Genomic DNA, 19,598 nt, shown 5'->3' on the forward strand with positions numbered 1-19,598 from the left:
TCAGTTGGCGTGCAGCGCGGGGTTGAGGTCGACGCCGGTACCGGCCCTGCGCAGCGCCTGCACCGCTCCGGTCATCGAGTGGCGACGGAAGAGCAGTCCGTGGGCCCCGGCGAGCTCGCGGGCAGCCACCACGCGCCCTTCGAGGTCGACCTTCGTCCCGGCGGTGAGGTACAGGCCGGACTCCACGACGCAGTCGTCGCCCAGCGGGATGCCCAGGCCCGCGTTCGCGCCGAGCAACGACCGCTGGCCGATCGAGATGACCTCGCGCCCGCCGCCGGACAGCGTCCCCATGATCGAGGCACCCCCGCCGATGTCGCTCCCGTCGCCCACCACGACACCGGCCGAGATGCGCCCCTCGACCATCGAGGTGCCCAGGGTGCCGGCGTTGAAGTTGACGAAGCCCTCGTGCATCACGGTGGTGCCCTCGGCGAGGTGCGCACCCAGGCGTACCCGGTCGGCATCGGCGATCCGGACACCGGAGGGCACGACGTAGTCGACCATCCGGGGGAACTTGTCGACACCGTGCACCGTGGGGGCAGTGCCGTGCGCCGCGCGCAGGCGCAGGCGGGTGCTCTCGAAGCCCTCGACCGCGCACGGTCCGCGGTCGGTCCACACGACGTTGGGCAGCACGCCGAAGATGCCGTCGAGGTTCTGGCCGTGCGGGCGGACGAGGCGGTGCGAGAGCAGGTGGAGCCGTAGGTAGGCGTCCGTCGTGCCGGCGGGCGGGGAGGACAGGTCGATCTCGACGGTGACGACCTCGAGCCGCACCCCCCGGGCCTCGTCGGTGCCGGCCAGCGCGGACAGCTCGGACGGGACGTCGGCGTCGTCGGGTCGACGGCCCAGGGCCGGGGCGGGGAACCAGGCGTCGAGCACGGTGCCGGTCCCGAGGGTGAGGGTGGCCAGGCCGTGGCCCCAGGCCATGAGGTCGGTCATGCCGTCCAGCCTAGAGGCCGCACGCGACCACCCTGCTCGCACGCCCGGACCCCCGGGTGCCCGCCCGGGGGTGGCAGTAGGGTCGCACCGTGTCGAACGAGCCTGCCCCCGGTCACGCGGCCGCACCGCCTGTCCAGCCCGTACCCGTCGCGTCGCTCGACCTGACGGGCGACCTGGTCGTCCTGACCCGCGCCTTGTGCGACATCCCGTCGGTCAGCGGCGACGAGCGGGCGATCGCCGACGCCGTCGAGCGGGCGCTGCGCGGGCTCGACCACCTCGAGGTGCTCCGTGACGGGGACGCCGTCGTCGCCCGGACCAGCCTGGGTCGTGCTGAGCGGGTCGTGGTCGCCGGGCACCTGGACACCGTCCCCGTCGCCGGGAACCTGCCGACCTGGGAGAGCGCGGACGGCGACAGCGCCGAGGTCTGGGGCCGGGGCACGGTCGACATGAAGGCCGGTGTCGCGGTCCAGCTCGCGCTAGCTGCCACGGTCGTGGCACCGACCCGGGACGTGACGTGGGTCTTCTACGACCATGAGGAGGTCGCTGCCGACCTCAACGGTCTGGGACGCCTGGTCAGGACCCACCCGGACTGGGTGGGTGGGGACTTCGCCGTGCTCTGCGAGCCCACCTCGGGGGCGATCGAGGGAGGCTGCAACGGCACCCTGCGGGTCGAGGTCCGTGTCGCCGGCCGGGCGGCGCACTCGGCGCGCGCGTGGCGCGGGGTCAACGCGATCCACGGGGCCGCCGAGGTGCTGGCCCGCCTCGCGGCGTACCGTCCGCGCGAGGTCGAGGTCGACGGTCTGGTGTACCGCGAGGGGCTCAACGCGGTCGGGATCCGTGGCGGCATCGCCGGGAACGTCATCCCGGACGAGTGCGTGGTCACCGTCAACTACCGCTTCGCCCCGGCGGCCACGGTCGAGCAGGCGCTCGAGCACGTCCAGGAGATCTTCAGCGGGTACGACCTGACGGTGACCGACGCGGCCGGAGGTGCGCGTCCGGGCCTGGACCACCCGGTCGCTGCCGACTTCGCCGCGGCGGTCGAGCGGCTGACCGGGGTGCGTCCGACGGCCAAGTACGGGTGGACGGACGTGGCCAGGTTCTCCGAGCTGGGTGTCCCCGCGGTGAACTTCGGTCCCGGGGACCCGAGCCTCGCGCACGCGGACGACGAACGGTGCCCGGTGGACCAGGTCTACGCCTGCTACGCCGGGCTGAGTGCGTGGCTGACCTCATAGAGTCGGCACCATGACTGCAGACCAGCGTCCACCCGCCCCCTCCAACGGCTACCGCAGGGGACCGGTCCTCCTGCGTGGTGGTCAGGTCCCCGCCCGCACCCATGACCAGAGCCTGCTCGCCCAGGGGGGTGCGGCCGACTGGGTGCACGCCGACCCGTGGCGCGTCATGCGGATCCAGAGCGAGTTCGTCGAGGGTTTCGGGGCGCTGGCCGAGGTCGGCCGTGCCGTGAGCGTGTTCGGCTCGGCCCGGACCAAGCCGCACGAGCCCGAGTACGTGATGGGTGAGGCGATCGGCCGTGGTCTGGTGGACGAGGGGTACGCCGTCATCACGGGGGGCGGCCCGGGGATCATGGAGGCTGCCAACAAGGGGGCCCACGAGGCCGGCGGGCTCTCGGTCGGCCTGGGCATCGAGCTGCCCTTCGAGCAGGGCATGAACCAGTGGGTCGACCTCGGTGTGAACTTCCGGTACTTCTTCGCCCGCAAGACGATGTTCGTCAAGTACGCCCAGGGCTTCGTCGTCCTGCCAGGCGGCTTCGGGACCTTCGACGAGCTCTTCGAGTCGCTCACGCTCGTGCAGACCCAGCGGGTCACCGAGTTCCCGATCGTGCTGGTCGGCACCTCGTACTGGAAGGGCCTGCTCGAGTGGCTCCGGGGACCTGTCCTCGACCAGGGCACGATCAGCGCCAAGGACCTCGACCTGATCGAGCTGGTCGACGACCCCCAGGACGCGGTGCGTCTGGTCTGCGAGCGCGACGCCGCGCGCCGGGCCGAGGAGGAGGCGGCTGTCGCCGAGAACGCGGCCGCCGAGCAGGAGGCCGAGCGGGCTTCGCGCGAGCACGGATGACCGACCGCGTCGGGGTGCCGCCGGCCGGTGCGGGGCTGCGCCTGCGGGGGCGCGCGGTGGCACCGGGCCGGGCGGCGGTGATGGCTGTGGTGAACCGCACACCCGACTCCTTCTACCCTGCGGCACGGAGCACCGGCAGCACGGCGCTGCGAGCGGTCGAGCAGGCCGTGGCCGACGGTGCGGACCTGGTCGACATCGGGGGCGTCCGGGCCGGTCGTGGCCCCGCGGTCACCCCGGCCGAGGAGATCGCCCGTGTGCTGCCGCTGGTCGAGCAGGTTCGGCGCGAGTTCCCCGAGGTGCTGATCAGCGTGGACACCTGGCGGTCGGAGGTCGCCGACGTGGTCGCCGCGGCGGGTGCCGACCTGCTGAACGACACCTGGGCGGGTCACGACCCACGGGTCGTCGAGGTCGCCGCAGCCCACGGTGCCGGCGTGGTCTGCTCGCACACCGGCGGGCTCCCGCCCCGCACGGACCCGCTGCGCCCGGCCTACCCGCTGGCCGCGCCGGACGACGACGGCGGGCCTGGGCTCCACGGGGCCGGTGAGCGGCCGTCGGTCGACCCGCTGGACGGTGTGCTCCAGGACGTCCTGCGCACGCTCACCGCCGCGGCGCGGCGGGCTGTCGACGCCGGCGTGCACCCGCGCAGCGTGCTGGTCGACCCGACGCACGACTTCGGCAAGACCACCTGGCACTCGCTGCACCTGACCCGTCGCACCGACCGGCTGGTGGCGCTCGGGTTCCCTGTGCTGATGGCCCTGAGCCGCAAGGACTTCGTGGGGGAGTCCCTCGACCTCCCGGTCGAGGAGCGGCTCGAGGGGACCCTGGCGGCCACCGCGGTCGCTGCGTGGTCGGGGGCGTCGGTGTTCCGCACCCACGACGTGCGGGCGACCCGGCGGGTGCTGGAGATGGTCGCCGTGCTGCGGGGAGACCGCCCGCCGGCGCGGGTGGCCCGCGGGCTCGCGTGAACCCACCCGAGCCCCGCCGGTCGCCCGTCGGACGACGTCCGCGCCCGACCCGGTGGCCGTGGTGGGTCCAGGTGCTGGCGGTGCACGGCGCGGCTCGGGCGCTGAGCGCGCTGGTCCTCGTGGTCGTCGCGGGTGCCCAGGAGGCCTCGCTGTGGACCGGGGCCGCGCCCTCGTACGTCGAGTACACGGGCCTGATGTGGGATGCGTCGTGGTACCGGCAGATCGCGGTCGAGGGGTATCCGACCGAGCTCCCGCGGGGGGCCGACGGCGCCGTGCTCCAGAACGCGTGGGCGTTCTTCCCGCTCTTCCCGACGCTCGTCAGGGTCCTGATGGTCGTGACCGGGGCGCCGTGGGAGGTGGTCGCCCCGTCGCTCGCCCTGGTGCTGGGTGCCGCGGCGATGCTGGTGGTCCACCGGCTCGTCCTCGGGGCGGCCGAGCGGCTCCCCGCGCGGGGAGGGGTGCGGGTGCCACCCCGCGGGCTGGCGCTGGGTACGGTCGCGGTCCTGTCGACCGCACCGGCGTCCCCCGTGCTGCAGGTCGCGTACACCGAGTCGCTCGCGCTGCTCCTGGTCGCGGCTGTGCTCCTGGCACTGCGCGAGCACCGGTACCTCGCGGCGGTGCCGCTCGTGCTGGCCCTGGGGCTGACCCGTGCGGTCGCGCTGCCCGTCCTGGTCGCGGTCCTCGTCCACGGCCTGCACCGCTGGTGGGCGATGCGGGACGGTGGGTCGATGCGTTCCGCCGACCGGCTCGGGCTCGCGGTGCTGGGGGTCGCGAGCGCCGTGGCGGGCGTTCTCTGGCCGATCGTGTGCGCGCTGGTCACCGGCGTCCCGGGTGCGTACCTGCAGACGCAGGCGGCCTGGCGTGCGCGGCCCGAGGTCGTGCCGCTGGTCCCGTGGCTCGACATGGCGCGCTGGTTGGCCGGGCCGTGGGGCGTGGTCCTGCTCGCCGTGGTCGTGATGCTGCTGCTCGCCCTGGTGCTGGGGCGGACGCTGCGCGACCTCGGACCAGAGCTGTCCGGGTGGACCACGGGCTACCTCGCGTACCTCCTGCTGGTCGTCGAGCCGGGCACGAGCCTGGTGCGTTTCCTGCTGCTGGCCGTGGGTCTGGCCCCGGCGGTGCTGCTGGGCGTGGTGCGACTGCTCGTCGCGGGTGCTCCCGCGGCGCGTGCCCCGGGGGCCCGGTGGCCGGCTCGCGCCCTGGTCGGCGGGACGGCGGCGCTGGTCGTCCTGGGGGTCGCAGGACAGGTCTGGTGGGTCTGGACGCTGTGGCGGCTGATCCCTCCGGCCGACTGGCCGCCGTGATGCTGCTGGTCTGCCGGCGCGGACCGGCCCGGACAAGTGGTCCGGGTGAACTAGACTGATCTCGGACATCCGTCCGTTCGGCCTCCCTGAGCTCTCCACCCGACCCCTGGTCGGCGAGCGTCCGGAAGGTCTGCAGGGCGGGCTGGGACTAACGAGGAGGATCCACCGATGGCTGCGATGAAGCCGAGGACCGGTGACGGACCGCTCGAGGTCACCAAGGAGGGTCGCGGCATCGTCATGCGTGTCCCGCTCGAGGGTGGCGGGCGTCTCGTCGTCGAGCTCAACGCGACCGAGGCGGGCGAGCTCGGTGAGGCCCTGACCTCCGTCGTCAGCTGATCAACGAGCCTCCGAGGTCACCGAGCGCCGTGCCAGGTCCGGTCAGCAGTCGCCGCGCGACGACGTCCCGACGGGCCGCGGGCCCTCGTGCGGGGGCTGAGGTGACGCCGGCGCCGGTCGTCCCGCAGGATCTTCCTGCGATCCGTGTGGTCCGTGGCACCGTCGCGTCCTCGACCCTTCTGCACGACGAGGGCGTGGATGCGCTCGTCCTGCCGGTCGCACCCGCGTCCGACGACGACGAGGGCGTCCAGCCACGGACCGGGACGGCCGACGCGGCAGCCCGGTACGGCATCGACCTGTCCGACCTGGCCGACCGCCTCGAGGTGACCGGTGCGGCCGGTGAGGTGCAGACCGTGCAGCTGCCCCGGGGCGTCGGCACGTCGCGGGACCTGCCGTGGGACGGGCTGCCTCGTCGGGTCGTCCTGGTCGGCATCGGTGCGGGCCGTCCGGCGGACCTGAGGCGTGCCGGGGCGGCGGTGGCCCGGTCCACCCGCGGGCTGCGTCGGGTCGTGACCACCACCGGCGCGGACGCCGGTCAGGACGGTGTACGCGCTCTGGTCGAGGGCTACCTGCTGGGCTGCTACCGCCACCCCTCCCGCGCGACCCGCAAGCCCCCTCCCGGACCCGCCGAGGAGCTCGTGCTGCTGGGTCGCCACACCGAGTCCGCGGTCGAGGCCGGTCGCCTGGCTGCACGTGCGACCTGGACCGCACGGGTCCTGACCGCGACGCCGTCGGACACCAAGAACCCGCAGTGGCTCGCCGAGCAGGCCCGGCAGCTGGGCGAGGCGGCCGGGCTCCGGGTCGAGATCCTGGAGCCTGCAGCCCTCGAGGAGGCAGGGTTCGGCGGGATCCTCGCCGTGGGTCGTGGCTCGGCGCACGGTCCCCGGCTGGTGACGCTGCGCTACGAGCCCCCGCAGGGCACCTCGGAGCGCCCGGGTCGTCACGTGGTGGTGGTCGGCAAGGGGATCACGTACGACACCGGGGGACTGTCCATCAAGGCGCGTGAGGCGATGGTCCCGATGAAGACTGACATGGCCGGCGCGGCCGTGGCGCTCGCGACCGTGCTCGGTGCGGCCGCTGCCGGCCTGCGTCACCGGGTGACCGCCGTGCTGCCGTTGGCCGAGAACGCCGTGGGGGCGTCGTCGTACCGACCGGGTGACGTGCTGCGGGTGTACGGCGGGACCACGGTCGAGATCGCCAACACCGACGCCGAGGGACGCATCGTCCTGGCCGACGGCCTCGCGCACGCCACGGCTGACCTCGATCCCGACATCCTGGTCGACGTCGCCACGCTCACGGGTGCCGCGTCGCAGGGGCTCGGCAAGCATCATGGGGCGCTCTTCACCCCGGACGACCGCCTGGCACGAGCTTTCGAGGACGCTGGTGCGGCTGCCGGGGAACCGCTCTGGCGGATGCCTCTGGTCGAGGACTACCGCTCGGCGACCCGCTCGACCGTCGCAGACCTGCGGCACGTCCCGGGCGAGGTGGCCGTGGGAGCGGGAGCGGTGACCGCCGCGCTCTTCCTGCAGGCCTTCGTGGGCGCGAACCGCTGGGTGCACCTGGACGTCGCAGGCCCGGCCCGGGCGGCATCCTCGAGCCACGAGGTGGTCGAGGGGGCCACCGGTTTCGGTGCCCGGTTGCTGCTGCGCTGGCTCGCCCAGCTGCGCTGAGGTCCGTCCTCAGCGCTTGGCGGCCAGCAGGAGGCCGTCGCCCGAGGGCAGCAGCGCAGGCACCAGACGCTCGTCGGTGCGCAGCGACCGGGCCACCTCACGCAGGGTCGTGGTGACCTCGTCGCGTCGAGCCGGGTCGGGCACGCGGTCGTGCCCCAGTGCGCGTGGGACGGCCAGCACACCGCCGGGCCGCAGCAGACGCAGGGCCTGGTCGATGTGGGCGGGCAGGTCGAGCACGTCTGCGTCGGCCACGACCATGTCGTAGGCGCCGTCGGTCAGGCGGGGGAGGACCTCGTGCGCGCGGCCGGTGATCGTCCTGGCCCGGGTGGTGCGGATCCCTGCCTCGGCGAACGCCTGCTTGGCAGCCCGCTGGTGCTCGGCCTCGACGTCGATGCTGGTCAGGACACCCTCGGGTGCCATCCCGCGTAGGAGCCACAGGCCCGAGACGCCCGCGCCGGTCCCGATCTCGACGACCGCCGTCGCGCGCAGCGCTGCCGCCACGAGCTGCAGGACGGCTCCCGTGCCGGGGCTGACCGCGGCGCAGCCCAGCTGGGCGGCCCGGTCGGTCGCCGCGAGCAGGGCGTCGTCGAGAACGACGAAGTCCTCGCTGTAGGCCCAGCTCGCGGACTTGGCGGACGCGTCGGCGGCGATGGTGGCCTCCAGGGGCTCTGCGACGGGTGAGGATCTGGCCTGATGCTACCGCCGCGAGCCGGTGCGCACCGGCGGCAGGGACGTCTCCAGGTCTTCACGGAACATGTACGACTCCTGGCTCGTTGAACGAGCACGGCCTGGGAGACTGGTCGTGACCGAGGGACGGAGGACGCGGGTGGTACCGGACACGGGCGCTGCCGACGTCGGGCGTGCCCTGGACGCCATCGAGCCCGCGGAGTACCAGGCGCCGGGCTGGGAGCAGATCGTCACCGACCACTCCGCCCGCGTGTACCGCCTCGCGTACCGGCTCACCGGCAACCAGCACGACGCCGAGGACCTCACCCAGGAGACGTTCATCCGGGTGTTCCGGTCGTTGTCGAGCTACACGCCGGGCACGTTCGAGGGCTGGCTGCACCGCATCACCACCAACCTCTTCCTCGACCAGGTCCGCCGTCGACGACGGATCCGGATGGACCCGTTGGGCGACGACGCCGACCAGGTGCCCGGCGGGACCGGCCTGGGGACGCCCGAACGCGGCTACGAGCACGCGAACCTCGACCACGACGTGCAGCACGCCCTGGACCTTCTCTCGCCCGAGTACCGCGCCGCCGTGGTGCTCTGTGACATCGAGGGGCTGTCCTACGAGGAGATCGCGGTCACGCTCGGCATCAAGCTCGGCACCGTCCGCTCCAGGATCCATCGCGCCCGCGCCCAGCTGCGTGACACGCTCGCGCACCGTGCTCCTCGGCCCGTCCTGGACGGCGGGTCCAGCGCGGCGCACCCGCCCGCGCCGGCCCGGACGGGCCAGCATGACCAGGGGGTGCCTCGGGCCCGGTCCGAGGTCCGGGTGGGCGCACGATGACCCACCTGGGTACCCAGATCAGTGCCCTGGCCGACGGGCAGCTGTCGCCGACGGCCACCGAGCGGGCCCTGGCCCACGTCGCGACGTGCCCCGCGTGCGCGACCGAGCTCGCGGCGGCCCGTGCCGCCCGTCGGGCGCTCACCGCTGCGATGGACGTGCCGTGCGCGCCCGAGCTGACAGCGCGACTGATGGCGCTGGGGCATCACCGACCCGCGCACGCCGAGGGTGCCACGAGCGGCGAGCGCCCCCGCGTCACGCACGACGGGGTCCGGTCCTCGAGCGGGGCGCCGCTGCCCGGTTCGCGGCCCGAGGGTTCGCTCCCTCCCGGGTGCCTGGACGGCAACCTGGCCCGTCGACGGCGGGTCACCGGCCGGTGGGTCGTCGTGGCGGCCGCAGGCGCCGGGGTGCTGATCTCGGGTCTGGTCACTCTCGGGGAGCGTCCTGACGTCGCCCCGGCGGCGCACCCGGCGCACGCGTTGACCTTGCTCGGCCGGGCTGCGCAGGCCCAGCCCGGCACGGTGGACCTGGGTGAGGCCCGGCGGGCGGTGCTGGTCCGGGCCGGTGACGGCCCGCTCGAGGCGCCGGAGGGCCATCTCGCGGTCCTCGAGTGGCTCGAGCGTCACCACTGGACCTCTCCCGAGCGGCTGCCCGAGGGGTTCGCGGTGACCGCGGTCAGGACCGACGGTGATGCCACCGGGCGTCGGACGCTGGAGATCGACCTGTCGGGCGACAACGGCACGATCGTGATCTGCGAGGAGCAGGGTCGTCTCGACCCGGCCGCCGTCGCGCGGAGCATGACGGTCGACCTCGACGGGAAGGTCGTCCACGTCCTGTCCGTGGAGCCGTGGCACGGGGTGTGGCAGTCGGGCGAGACCGTGGTCAGCGTCGTGGCAGACGTCCCTCCCGCGGTGCTGGAGCAGCTCGTGGGAGCTTTCCCCACGCGTGACTACGACGACGGCGTGCCCGCGCGCATCTCGCGCGGCTGGGCGGTCCTGGCAGGATCATGGAACCCGTGAGCAACGAGCAGCAGAACCCCTTCGCTCCGCCGACGTCGACCCGCCGGCCCCTCGAGGGTCCCGCGAGCGGGACGGGGGAGGTGCCGATCCCGGCGCCGGTCCCACCCCCGGTACCCGCTCCCGCTCCGGTGGCCCCCACCGACGCTCACCCCGGCAGGGCAGCACCCGCGCCCGACCACGGCTTCCACAGCCCGTCGCCGCAGCCCGTCCCGCTCGTGCCGGCACCGGTCGTCACCGCGGGGACGACGCCCTACGCACCGGTGGCTCCTGTCGCACCCTCAGCCGCTCCGCCGCTCTCCGGCTTCGGCTCGGACAGCTGGGGCAGACCGCTCCCTCCTGACCCGACCCCGCGCGAGGGGCGTCGGCGGGGCGTCAGCCCGTTGTGGGTGGTCCCGCTGCTGATCGGCGCCCTCCTCATGGGAGCCGTGGGTGGTGTCCTGGCCGAGCGGGTGACGGACTCCGCACGTCCGGTGGACGCTGCGCTGCCGGTCGGACGCTCGGACGGTGCCGGTCTGAGCGGTGAGCTGACCGGGGTCGCCGCGGTTGCCGCGCAGGTGCTCGAGAGCGTCGTGTCGATCGAGGTGCGCGGTGCGCAGGGCGCGGCGACCGGCTCAGGGTTCGTCCTGCGCGAGGACGGCTACATCCTGACCAACAACCACGTCGTCTCCGAGGGGGCGACAGGTGGGGCGCAGATCTCGGTGCTCTTCGCCGACGGCACCGAGTCCACCGCCGAGCTGATCGGCCGCACCAGCGAGTACGACCTCGCGGTGATCCGGGTGGACCGCTCGGGCCTGACGCCGCTGGTCCTGGGGGACTCGGACGCGGTGAGCGTGGGCGACCCGGTGATCGCCGTCGGTGCCCCCCTGGGGCTGACCGGGACGGTCACGACGGGCATCGTGAGCGCCCTGAACCGTCCGGTCTCGGCGGGCAACGCCTCGGAGACCGCGTTCATCAACGCGATCCAGACCGACGCGGCGATCAACCCGGGCAACTCGGGCGGACCGCTGGTCAACGGGATCGGCGAGGTCGTCGGCATCAACTCGGCCATCGCCCAGCCCCCCGGGCAGGTGGCGGCCTCGGGCAGCATCGGCCTCGGGTTCGCGATCCCCTCGAACCAGGCCCGGCGCACCGCCGAGGAGCTCATCGAGTCGGGCACGGCGACCTACCCGGTGATCGGCGTCCTGCTGGACTCGCGGTACAGCGGCCAGGGTGTGCAGGTCGCGACCGAGGCGCAGAACGGCAACGACCCGGTCACCGCGCAGGGCCCCGCCGATCGGGCCGGCATCCGTCCGGGCGACATCATCCTGGCGATCGACGGACGGCCGGTGACCCAGGCCGACGAGCTGATCGTCGCGATCCGCGCCAAGACGCCCGGGGACTCAGCAGTCCTCACGGTGCGCACCGACGGTGCGGAGCGTGAGGTCCGGGTCGTCCTGGACGAGGTGAGCACGAACTAGGCTGGCCGCGTGTTCGGGATCAACGGCGCCGAGGCGCTCGTCCTGCTGCTCGTCGCCCTGCTGGTGATCGGGCCCGAACGCCTGCCCGGGTACGCCGAGCAGCTCGGTACCTGGGTCCGCTCGTTGCGCAGCTTCGTCTCGACGACCAAGGAGAGGGTCGCGAGCGAGCTCGGCGAGGAGGCCGCCGAGGTCGACTGGGCCTCTCTGGACCCTCGGCGCTACGACCCTCGCAGGATCGTCCGGGAGGCCCTCCTGGACGATCCCAAGCCGGTCTCCCTCAACCCGGGGGTCCGTGCCTACGTGACGGGCCCGGGGGCGTCCACGACCCGCCCGGCGCCGGCGGCCACGCGTCGCCCGGGCACACCCGACGCCGACGAGGCCACGCCGGTCGCCCCCTTCGACGACGAGGCGACCTGACCCGTTTCGCCCCACGGCCGGGTGACCTGTCAGAATGCACGCCATGCCCCACGCGTCGCAGCGACCCCGCATCCTGTCCGGGATGCAACCGACCTCCGACTCCCTGCACCTGGGCAACTACCTCGGCGCGCTGACCAGCTGGGTGGCGCTCCAGGACGACTACGACGCCCTCTACACCGTGGTCGACCTCCACGCGCTGACGGTGAGCCCCGACCCGGCCCTGCTGCGCGAGCGGACCCGCCGGACGGCCGCGCAGTACCTCGCCGCCGGGGTCGACCCCGAGCGGTCGGTGCTGTTCGTGCAGTCCCACGTCCCCGAGCACACCCAGCTGGCCTGGGTGCTCTCGTGCCACACGGGGTTCGGCGAGGCGTCGCGGATGACGCAGTTCAAGGACAAGTCCGCCAAGCAGGGCGCCGAGGGCACGACGGTGGGCCTGTTCACCTACCCGGTGCTGATGGCCGCCGACATCCTGCTCTACGACGCCGCCCTCGTCCCGGTCGGGGAGGACCAGCGTCAGCACCTGGAGATCACGCGGGACCTCGCCCAGCGGCTCAACGCCCGGTACGGGGAGATCACCGTCGTGCCCGAGGCGCACATCGTGCGTGAGACGGCCAAGATCTACGACCTGCAGGAGCCGACCGCGAAGATGAGCAAGACGGCCTCGACGGCGAACGGACTGATCGAGCTGCTCGACCCGCCCAAGACCGTCGCCAAGCGCATCAGGTCCGCCGTGACGGACGCGGGCCGCGAGATCCGGTTCGACGTCGCCACGAAGCCCGGTGTCTCGAACCTGCTCACCATCTACTCGGCGCTGACCGGCCGTCCGGTCGCCGACCTCGAGCAGCAGTACGACGGCAAGGGCTACGGCGACCTCAAGGTCGACCTCGCCCAGGTGGTCGTGGACTTCCTGGTCCCCTTCCAGGAGCGGGTGCACGGCTACCTCGACGATCCCGACCTGCTCGACCAGGTGCTGGCCGACGGGGCCGAGAAGGCGCGGGCGATCGCCGGGGCCACCGTGGCCCGGGTCTACGACAGCATCGGTCTGCTTCCCGCTCGCGGGAAGCTGCGGTGATCTCCCCCCAGCGCGTGGGGGACCAGGTCCGCATCGGTGTCGCGATCCAGGTGCCGGCCCCCTACGGGCCGATGCTGCAACGTGCCCGGGCGGCCTTCGGGGACCCCTTGGCGCAGGACATCCCTCCGCACGTGACACTCCTGGGCCCCACGCTCGTCGAGCAGCGTGACCTCGAGGTCGTCGGGGACCACCTCACCGAGGTGACCCGCGGGCACTCCCCGTTCACCGTGCTGCTGCGCGGGACCGGCACGTTCCGCCCGGTGTCCGACGTGGTCTTCGTGCAGGTGGTCAAGGGCATCGCCGAGTGCGAGCTGCTCGAGCGTGCGGTGCGCTCGGGACCGCTGGCGGCCGACCTGCGGTTCAACTACCACCCGCACGTCACCGTGGCCCACGACCTCGACGACTCCGCGCTCGACCGTGCGTTCGACGAGCTCGCCGACTACGAGGCCGACTTCCTCGTCGACGCGATCCAGGTCTTCGAGCACGGCGACGACGGCGTGTGGCGTCCCGTGCGTGACTTCCCGCTCGGATCACCCTGACCTGACGCGGACACGACGAAGGGACCCACCGGAACGACCGGGGAGGCCCTTCGCGGCGTCGGGATCAGAAAGCGCGGGTGATCATCGCCCGCTTGACCTCCTGGATCGCCTTGGTGACCTCGATGCCCCGGGGGCAGGCCTCGGTGCAGTTGAAGGTGGTGCGGCAGCGCCACACCCCTTCCTTGTCGTTGAGGATCTCCAGCCGCTGGGTACCACCCTCGTCACGGCTGTCGAAGATGAACCGGTGCGCGTTGACGATCGCCGCCGGGCCGAAGTACTGGCCGTCGGTCCAGAAGACCGGGCACGAGGAGGTGCAGGCCGCGCACAGGATGCACTTGGTGGTGTCGTCGTACCGCTCGCGCTGCTCGGCCGACTGCAGCCGCTCCTTGCTGGGTTCGTTCCCGCTGGTGATCAGGAAGGGCATGATCTCGCGGTAGGAGGCGAAGAACGGCTCCATGTCGACGACGAGGTCCTTCTCGACCGGCAGGCCCTTGATCGGCTCGATCGTGATCGGCTTGTCGGGGTTGAGGTCCTTGAGCAGGGCCTTGCAGGCCAGCCGGTTGCGGCCGTTGATCCGCATCGCGTCCGAGCCGCAGATGCCGTGGGCGCACGACCGACGGAAGGTCAGCGACCCGTCGAGCTCCCACTTGATCTTGTGCATCGCGTCGAGCACACGGTCGGTGCCGTGGGCGGTGACCGTGAACTCCTCCCAGTACGCCTCGTCGCCGGCCACCTCGGGGTTGTAGCGCCGGATCCGGAGCGTGACGTCGAACGTCGGCACGGCTCCGACCTCGGGTGCGGTCTCTGGGCTTGCGCCCGACGGGGCGTCCACGACGGCAGTCATCAGTACTTGCGCTCCATCGGCTGGTAGCGGGTCATGATCACGGGCTTGTGGTCGAGCCGGATCTCGGTCTCGCCCGCCGTGGAGGACGGACGCTGGTAGGCCATGGTGTGCATCATGAACCTCTCGTCGTCACGGGTCGGGAAGTCCTCCCGGAAGTGGCCGCCGCGAGACTCCTCGCGAGCCAGCGCACCGACGACGACCACCTCGGCCAGCTCGAGGAGGAAGCCCAGCTCGAGGGCCTCGAGCAGGTCGGTGTTGTAGCGCCGGCCCTTGTCCTGGACGCTCACCGAGCCGTAGCGCTTCTTGAGGTGCTTGATGTCGGCGAGCGCCTGGGTGAGGGACTCCTGCGTGCGGAAGACCTGGGCGTTGAGGTCCATCGACTCCTGGAGCTCACGGCGCAGGTCGGAGACGCGTTCGCCGACAGGCTGGTCGCGCATCCGCTCGATCTCGCCCACGACGTAGGCGGCCGGGTCCTCGGGCAGCTCGGCCCAGTCGACCGTCGCGGCGTACGCGGCGGCCGCGATCCCGGCGCGCTTGCCGAAGACGTTGATGTCGAGCAGCGAGTTGGTGCCGAGCCTGTTCGAGCCGTGGACCGAGACGCAGGCCACCTCGCCCGCGGCGTAGAGCCCCTGGACGACGTCGGTGTTGTTGCGCAGCACCTCGGTGTTGATGTTCGTCGGGATGCCGCCCATCGCGTAGTGCGCGGTGGGGTAGACCGGGACGGGCTCGGTGTAGGGCTCGATGCCGAGGTAGGTCCGGGCGAACTCGGTGATGTCGGGCAGCTTGGCGTCGATGTGCGCGGGCTCGAGGTGGGTCAGGTCCAGCAGGACGTAGTCCTTGTTGGGTCCCGCTCCCCGACCTTCGCGCACCTCGTTGGCCATGGACCGGGCGACGATGTCGCGTGGGGCGAGGTCCTTGATGGTGGGCGCGTACCGCTCCATGAAGCGCTCGCCGTCCCCGTTGCGCAGGATGCCGCCCTCGCCGCGTGCAGCCTCGGACAGCAGGATCCCGAGGCCGGCCAGGCCGGTGGGGTGGAACTGGAAGAACTCCATGTCCTCGAGCGGGATGCCGCGGCGCAGGGCCAGCGCCATGCCGTCACCGGTGAGGGTGTGGGCGTTGGACGTCGTCTTGTAGATCTTGCCCGCGCCCCCGGTCGCGAAGACCACGGACTTGGCGCGGAAGAGGTGGATCTCGCCGGTGGCCAGCTCGTAGGCGACGACCCCCGAGACCGCGACGGGCTCACCGTCGGCGACCTCGCCGGTCGACAGGTCCGAGCTGAGCAGCACGTCCAGGACGTAGAACTCGTTGAAGAACGAGACGTCCTGCTTCACGCACTGCTGGTACAGGGTCTGCAGGATCATGTGACCGGTGCGGTCGGCGGCGTAGCACGAGCGGCGCACGGCGGCCTCGCCGTGGTTGCGGGTGTGCCCCCCGAACCGGCGCTGGTCGATCTTGCCCTCGGGGGTGCGGTTGAAGGGCAGACCCATCCGCTCGAGGTCCAGGACCGCTTCGATGGCCTCCTTGGCCATGATCTCGGCGGCGTCCTGGTCGACCAGGTAGTCACCGCCCTTGACGGTGTCGAAGGTGTGCCACTCCCAGTTGTCCTCCTCGACGTTGGCCAGGGCCGCGCACATGCCGCCCTGGGCTGCGCCGGTGTGGGACCGGGTCGGGTAGAGCTTGCTGATCACTGCGGTGCGGACGCGACCGGAGGACTCCAGCGCAGCCCGCATCCCCGCGCCCCCGGCGCCGACGATCACGACGTCGTACTGGTGGGTCTGCATCAGGTGTTCAGTCCTTCGTCGGCGGGTCGGTCAGGAGCGGTCGGGTCAGGCGGTGCAGAACGAGGCGAGGAGCTCGGCCGGGGCGTTCGGCGGGCACGGGTCGAAGGTGAAGATCACCAGGGTGCCGAGCACCACGGTCACGACGAAGGCCAGGTACAGCGCGCTCTTGAGCACGATGCGGGTCGCGTCGCGCTCGGCGTAGTCGTTGATGATCGTGCGCACGCCGTTGGTGCCGTGGATCATCGCGAGCCAGAGCATGAGCAGGTCCCAGGTCTGCCACAGGGGAGAGGACCACTTGCCACCGACGAACGCGAAGTCGATCGCGTTGATCCCCTCGCCCACCCAGAGGTTCATGAACAGGTGCCCGAAGATCAGGACGAGCAGCAGGGCGCCCGAGGCGCGCATGAAGACCCAGCCGTACAGCTCGTAGTTGGTCCGGGTGCTGCGACGGCTGCGCGGGCTGCGCGGGCTGCGCGGCGCCTCGAGCGCGGAGGGGGTGACGGTCTGCGCCATCAGTGGCCTCCGAACACGTTCATCAGGTGGCGCGGGGTGAACGCGGCCATGGTCACGACGAAGAGCCCCATGACGATCCAGAGCATGAGGCGGTGGTGGCGGGTGCCCTGCGACCAGAAGTCGACCAGCATGACCCGGATGCCGTTGAAGGCGTGGAAGACGATCGCGGCGACCAGCCCGAGCTCGCCCAGGCCCATGATCGGGTTCTTGTAGGTGCCGATCACGGCGTTGTACGCCTCGGGGGAGACCCGGACCAGGGAGGTGTCGGCCACGTGGACCAGGAGGAAGAAGAAGATCAGGAACCCGGTCACCCGGTGGGCGACCCAGGACCACATCCCTTCGCGGCCGCGGTAGAGCGTGCCAGCCGGCGCATCGGGCACGGGTGAGCCTCCCAGTCCTGGAACGACGTCGTCCTGTCGAGTCTATCGACCTCGACTGTAACCACGCGCCGCGCGGAGCGACGCCGGCGCAAGGGCCAGGAGTCCTGTGACGTGCGACTTTGTGACCAACACCACAGGTCTCGGCCAGGCCGCGGCGCACGACGGGGGTTGGCTACCCTTCACGGGTGTCCGCCGACGTGCAGCCCTCCGTGCCCCAGCCCTCCGACCCCCGCGGCGTCGCCCGTCCGGCGACCGGCGAGGGTGGCGCGCCCGACCCGGCGCCGAGCACGGGTCGCGTGCCAGGCTTCCACGCCGTCGTGCCCGCCGGCGGGGCCGGGACGCGGCTCTGGCCGCTCTCCCGGGCGGGTGAGCCCAAGTTCCTGCACGACCTGACCGGCAGCGGGCGGACCCTGCTGCAGGCCACGGTTGACCGGCTGACCCCGCTCACCGGGCCCGACGGTGTGCTGGTGGTCACCGGGGCGCGGCACGAGGCGGCCGTCCGGCAGCAGCTGCCGGACCTGGGTCAGGGCGGACTCGTGGCCGAGCCCTCCCCGCGCGACTCGATGGCGGCGATCGGGCTCGCCGCGGCGCTGCTGGCGCAGCGTGAGGGAGACGTGGTGATCGGGTCGTTCGCCGCCGACCACGTGATCGACGCCGGTCCTGGCTTCGCCCAGGCGGTCGAGCAGGGGGTCGCCGCGGCCAGGGAGGGCTACGTGGTGACCGTGGGCATCGAGGCGACGAGCCCCTCGACGGCCTTCGGGTACATCCGGGCGGGCGAGGAGCTCGGTCTGGCTGCCGCACCGAGCGCCCGGCACGTGCCCGGGTTCACCGAGAAGCCCGACGCCGCCACCGCGCAGGCCTACCTGGACACCGGGGAGTACCGCTGGAACGCGGGCATGTTCATCGTGCGTGTCGAGGTTCTCCTGGGGCACCTCGCGCGGCTGCACCCGCAGCTCCATGACGGGCTGCGGGAGATCGCCGCGGCCTGGGACACCCCGCACCGCGCCGAGGTGCTGGACCGCGTGTGGCCGACCCTGGAGAGGATCGCGATCGACCACGCGATCGCCGAGCCGGTCGCGGCCGCCGGCGGGGTGGCGGTCGTCCCCGGCAGCTTCAGCTGGGACGACGTGGGGGACTTCGCCTCGCTGGTCGAGGTCCTGCCCGCGCCGAGCCCAGGGACCGCCCCGGACGACGGGTCGCGCATCCTGGGAGACCCCCGCGACGCCCTGCTGGTCGACGCGCCCGGAGCGCTCGTGGTGCCGCGGTCGGGACGGATGGTCACGGTGCTCGGGCTGCCGGACGTCGTCGTCGTGGACACCCCCGACGCACTTCTGGTCACCACCCGCGCCCACGCCCAGCGGCTCAAGTCCGTGGTCGACGCGGTCCGCGACGCCGGCCGGACCGACCTGCTCTGAGGCACCCGACCGTGCCCTGGCCCGCGCGGGTGGGTGCCGCCCTGACGGGCAACTAGGCTCGGGAGGTGCTCGAAGCTGCCCGGACCGTGACCGTTGACCACCTCGCCGCTCGCGTGGACTCCTACCTCGACGAGCTGATCGCGATCCGCCGAGACCTGCACGCCCACCCCGAGGTCGGCCGCACCGAGCGCCGCACGACGGACGTGGTCGCCGCGCGACTGCGCGAGGCGGGCCTCGAGCCCCGGTTGCTCCCGGGCACCGGCCTGGTCTGCGACATCGGACCCGGACCGGTCGCGACCGGTCGTCGTCGGATCATGCTCCGCGCCGACCTCGACGCCCTGCCGGTGACCGACTCGTGCGGCGAGCCCTGGGAGTCGACGATCCCCGGTGTCGCGCACGCCTGCGGGCACGACGTGCACACCGCCGTCGTGCTGGGTGCCGGTCTCGTGCTGGGCGAGCTCGCCGCGCAGGACAGGCTGACCACGGGGGTCCGCCTGCTCTTCCAGGCCGCCGAGGAGATCCAGCCGGGCGGAGCGATCGACGCGATCACCGCAGGGGCCATGGACGGGGTCGCGCAGGTTTTCGCGCTGCACTGCGACCCCAAGCTCGACGTCGGCCGGATCGGCTCCCGGATCGGCCCGATCACCTCGGCCTCCGACCCGGTGTCGGTGATCCTCACGGCCTCGGGGGGCCACACCTCGCGCCCGCACCTGACCGGCGACGTCGTCTTCGCCCTCGGGCAGGTCATCACGCAGGTCCCGGCCGTGCTCGGACGTCGGCTCGATCCGCGCTCGGGAGTCAACCTGACCTGGGGTGCGGTCCATGCCGGGACGGCGAGCAACGCGATCCCGGCCAGCGGTACGGTCCGCGGGACGCTGCGCTGCCTCGAGGCCCGGGCCTGGGAGGACGCCGGTCGGGTGCTGCGCGAGGCGGTCGAGCACGTGGTCGCCCCGTACGGGGTCGAGGTCGAGATCCAGCACCAGCGCGGTGTCCCCCCGGTCGACAACGACGCCGCGGCCACCAGGCTGTTCGACATCGCCGCGCGTGACGTCCTGGGCCCTGCGGCCGTCCACCTGACCGAGCAGTCGCTGGGAGGCGAGGACTTCGCCTGGCTCCTGACGCGTGCTCCGGGGGCGATGGCGCGCCTGGGTACCAGGACCCCGGGCGGTCGGACCTACGACATCCACCAGGGGGACTTCTCGGTCGACGAGGAGGCCATCGGCGTGGGCGCCAAGGTGCTCAGCCACGTCGCGCTGCTGGCCGGCAACATTCCGAATGGGTAACAACTCAGGTCGAGTACCGACGGGTAACACGGGCGTGATCTGAGCACCACTAGTGTTCGGTCTACAACAGCCGATAGGGACCTGCAC

Annotated in this window: 20 protein-coding genes; 14 read left to right on the forward strand and 6 right to left on the reverse strand. The window is 72.6% G+C overall.

Annotated elements, in window-relative coordinates; all coding sequences use genetic code 11:
* On the reverse strand, positions 1 to 933 hold the full coding sequence (gene dapD, locus M1R94_RS16455) for a 2,3,4,5-tetrahydropyridine-2,6-dicarboxylate N-succinyltransferase (RefSeq protein ID WP_249382801.1): 933 nt from the start codon (positions 931 to 933) through the stop codon (positions 1 to 3).
* Between the two features lie 89 nt (positions 934 to 1,022).
* Between dapD and dapE the strand changes: the two genes are divergently transcribed.
* From dapE to M1R94_RS16485, 6 genes are all read left to right on the forward strand, one after another.
* Positions 1,023 to 2,165 (forward strand): succinyl-diaminopimelate desuccinylase, encoded by a 1,143-nt coding sequence (gene dapE / locus M1R94_RS16460; RefSeq protein ID WP_374109483.1) that lies wholly within the window; start codon positions 1,023 to 1,025, stop codon positions 2,163 to 2,165.
* Positions 2,166 to 2,175: 10 nt separating this feature from the next.
* Complete coding sequence (locus M1R94_RS16465) at positions 2,176 to 3,009, forward strand: LOG family protein (RefSeq protein ID WP_249382802.1); 834 nt, start codon at positions 2,176 to 2,178, stop codon at positions 3,007 to 3,009.
* Positions 3,006 to 3,974: a dihydropteroate synthase gene (locus tag M1R94_RS16470; RefSeq protein ID WP_249382803.1), complete on the forward strand. Its 969-nt coding sequence runs from the start codon at positions 3,006 to 3,008 to the stop codon at positions 3,972 to 3,974. The genes M1R94_RS16465 and M1R94_RS16470 overlap by 4 nt, the downstream gene beginning before the upstream one ends.
* Before the next feature lie 80 nt (positions 3,975 to 4,054).
* Positions 4,055 to 5,275: a hypothetical protein gene (locus M1R94_RS16475; RefSeq protein ID WP_249382804.1), complete on the forward strand. Its 1,221-nt coding sequence runs from the start codon at positions 4,055 to 4,057 to the stop codon at positions 5,273 to 5,275.
* Positions 5,276 to 5,443: 168 nt separating this feature from the next.
* Complete coding sequence (locus M1R94_RS16480) at positions 5,444 to 5,611, forward strand: DUF3117 domain-containing protein (RefSeq protein ID WP_249382805.1); 168 nt, start codon at positions 5,444 to 5,446, stop codon at positions 5,609 to 5,611.
* A gap of 101 nt (positions 5,612 to 5,712) precedes the next feature.
* On the forward strand, positions 5,713 to 7,281 hold the full coding sequence (locus tag M1R94_RS16485; RefSeq protein WP_249382806.1) for a leucyl aminopeptidase family protein: 1,569 nt from the start codon (positions 5,713 to 5,715) through the stop codon (positions 7,279 to 7,281).
* Between the two features lie 9 nt (positions 7,282 to 7,290).
* Here M1R94_RS16485 and M1R94_RS16490 read toward each other — a convergent pair whose 3' ends face one another.
* On the reverse strand, positions 7,291 to 7,932 hold the full coding sequence (locus tag M1R94_RS16490; protein WP_249382843.1) for an O-methyltransferase: 642 nt from the start codon (positions 7,930 to 7,932) through the stop codon (positions 7,291 to 7,293).
* A gap of 175 nt (positions 7,933 to 8,107) precedes the next feature.
* On the opposite strand from M1R94_RS16490, the gene sigE reads away from it, so the two are divergent.
* From sigE to M1R94_RS16520, 6 genes are read left to right on the forward strand one after another with little or no spacing between them, the layout of a single operon-like run.
* Positions 8,108 to 8,794: an RNA polymerase sigma factor SigE gene (sigE, locus tag M1R94_RS16495; protein ID WP_249382807.1), complete on the forward strand. Its 687-nt coding sequence runs from the start codon at positions 8,108 to 8,110 to the stop codon at positions 8,792 to 8,794.
* Positions 8,791 to 9,810, forward strand: a complete 1,020-nt coding sequence (locus M1R94_RS16500) for a zf-HC2 domain-containing protein (RefSeq protein ID WP_249382808.1) — start codon at positions 8,791 to 8,793, stop codon at positions 9,808 to 9,810. Before sigE ends, M1R94_RS16500 begins: the two co-directional genes overlap by 4 nt.
* Positions 9,798 to 11,267, forward strand: a complete 1,470-nt coding sequence (locus M1R94_RS16505) for a S1C family serine protease (RefSeq protein WP_374109484.1) — start codon at positions 9,798 to 9,800, stop codon at positions 11,265 to 11,267. The genes M1R94_RS16500 and M1R94_RS16505 overlap by 13 nt, the downstream gene beginning before the upstream one ends.
* 9 nt (positions 11,268 to 11,276) lie before the next feature.
* Entirely contained in the window at positions 11,277 to 11,684 is a 408-nt protein-coding gene (locus tag M1R94_RS16510; RefSeq protein WP_249382810.1) for a twin-arginine translocase TatA/TatE family subunit, read from the forward strand.
* A gap of 43 nt (positions 11,685 to 11,727) precedes the next feature.
* Positions 11,728 to 12,756 (forward strand): tryptophan--tRNA ligase, encoded by a 1,029-nt coding sequence (trpS, locus tag M1R94_RS16515; protein ID WP_249382811.1) that lies wholly within the window; start codon positions 11,728 to 11,730, stop codon positions 12,754 to 12,756.
* A complete protein-coding gene (locus M1R94_RS16520; RefSeq protein ID WP_249382812.1) occupies positions 12,753 to 13,295 on the forward strand; it encodes a 2'-5' RNA ligase family protein in 543 nt (180 codons plus the stop codon). The genes trpS and M1R94_RS16520 overlap by 4 nt, the downstream gene beginning before the upstream one ends.
* Before the next feature lie 64 nt (positions 13,296 to 13,359).
* On the opposite strand, the gene M1R94_RS16525 is transcribed toward M1R94_RS16520, so the two are convergent.
* Genes M1R94_RS16525 through sdhC form a run of 4 tightly spaced genes read right to left on the reverse strand, consistent with a single transcriptional unit; the run spans position 13,360 to position 16,813 of the window.
* Entirely contained in the window at positions 13,360 to 14,139 is a 780-nt protein-coding gene (locus tag M1R94_RS16525) for a succinate dehydrogenase iron-sulfur subunit (RefSeq protein WP_249382813.1), read from the reverse strand.
* Positions 14,139 to 15,920: a succinate dehydrogenase flavoprotein subunit gene (sdhA, locus tag M1R94_RS16530; RefSeq protein WP_249382814.1), complete on the reverse strand. Its 1,782-nt coding sequence runs from the start codon at positions 15,918 to 15,920 to the stop codon at positions 14,139 to 14,141. The genes M1R94_RS16525 and sdhA overlap by 1 nt, the downstream gene beginning before the upstream one ends.
* Positions 15,921 to 15,965: 45 nt before the next feature.
* Positions 15,966 to 16,433, reverse strand: a complete 468-nt coding sequence (locus M1R94_RS16535; protein WP_249382815.1) for a succinate dehydrogenase hydrophobic membrane anchor subunit — start codon at positions 16,431 to 16,433, stop codon at positions 15,966 to 15,968.
* The gene (gene sdhC / locus M1R94_RS16540) at positions 16,433 to 16,813 is read right to left on the reverse strand and encodes a succinate dehydrogenase, cytochrome b556 subunit (protein ID WP_308199925.1); all 381 of its coding nucleotides are present in this window, start codon (positions 16,811 to 16,813) and stop codon (positions 16,433 to 16,435) included. The genes M1R94_RS16535 and sdhC overlap by 1 nt, the downstream gene beginning before the upstream one ends.
* A 296-nt stretch (positions 16,814 to 17,109) precedes the next feature.
* Here sdhC and M1R94_RS16545 point away from each other — a divergent pair, with 296 nt between their 5' ends.
* Positions 17,110 to 18,228, forward strand: coding sequence for a mannose-1-phosphate guanylyltransferase (locus M1R94_RS16545; protein WP_249382845.1), 1,119 nt, complete (start codon positions 17,110 to 17,112; stop codon positions 18,226 to 18,228).
* A 65-nt stretch (positions 18,229 to 18,293) separates the two neighbouring features.
* Entirely contained in the window at positions 18,294 to 19,511 is a 1,218-nt protein-coding gene (locus M1R94_RS16550; RefSeq protein ID WP_374109485.1) for an amidohydrolase, read from the forward strand.
* The last annotated feature ends 87 nt before the right edge of the window (positions 19,512 to 19,598 follow it).

Source organism: Actinotalea alkalitolerans (assembly GCF_023369855.1).
Classification (GTDB): domain Bacteria; phylum Actinomycetota; class Actinomycetes; order Actinomycetales; family Cellulomonadaceae; genus Actinotalea.

Coding starts and splice junctions, on each gene's coding strand:
- dapD (WP_249382801.1), bottom strand. CDS start 933: ATGACCGACCTCATGGCCTGGGGCCACGGCCTGGCCACCCTCACCCTC.
- M1R94_RS16465 (WP_249382802.1), top strand. CDS start 2,176: ATGACTGCAGACCAGCGTCCACCCGCCCCCTCCAACGGCTACCGCAGG.
- M1R94_RS16470 (WP_249382803.1), top strand. CDS start 3,006: ATGACCGACCGCGTCGGGGTGCCGCCGGCCGGTGCGGGGCTGCGCCTG.
- M1R94_RS16480 (WP_249382805.1), top strand. CDS start 5,444: ATGGCTGCGATGAAGCCGAGGACCGGTGACGGACCGCTCGAGGTCACC.
- M1R94_RS16500 (WP_249382808.1), top strand. CDS start 8,791: ATGACCCACCTGGGTACCCAGATCAGTGCCCTGGCCGACGGGCAGCTG.
- M1R94_RS16505 (WP_374109484.1), top strand. CDS start 9,798: ATGGAACCCGTGAGCAACGAGCAGCAGAACCCCTTCGCTCCGCCGACG.
- trpS (WP_249382811.1), top strand. CDS start 11,728: ATGCCCCACGCGTCGCAGCGACCCCGCATCCTGTCCGGGATGCAACCG.
- M1R94_RS16525 (WP_249382813.1), bottom strand. CDS start 14,139: ATGACTGCCGTCGTGGACGCCCCGTCGGGCGCAAGCCCAGAGACCGCA.
- sdhA (WP_249382814.1), bottom strand. CDS start 15,920: ATGCAGACCCACCAGTACGACGTCGTGATCGTCGGCGCCGGGGGCGCG.
- M1R94_RS16535 (WP_249382815.1), bottom strand. CDS start 16,433: ATGGCGCAGACCGTCACCCCCTCCGCGCTCGAGGCGCCGCGCAGCCCG.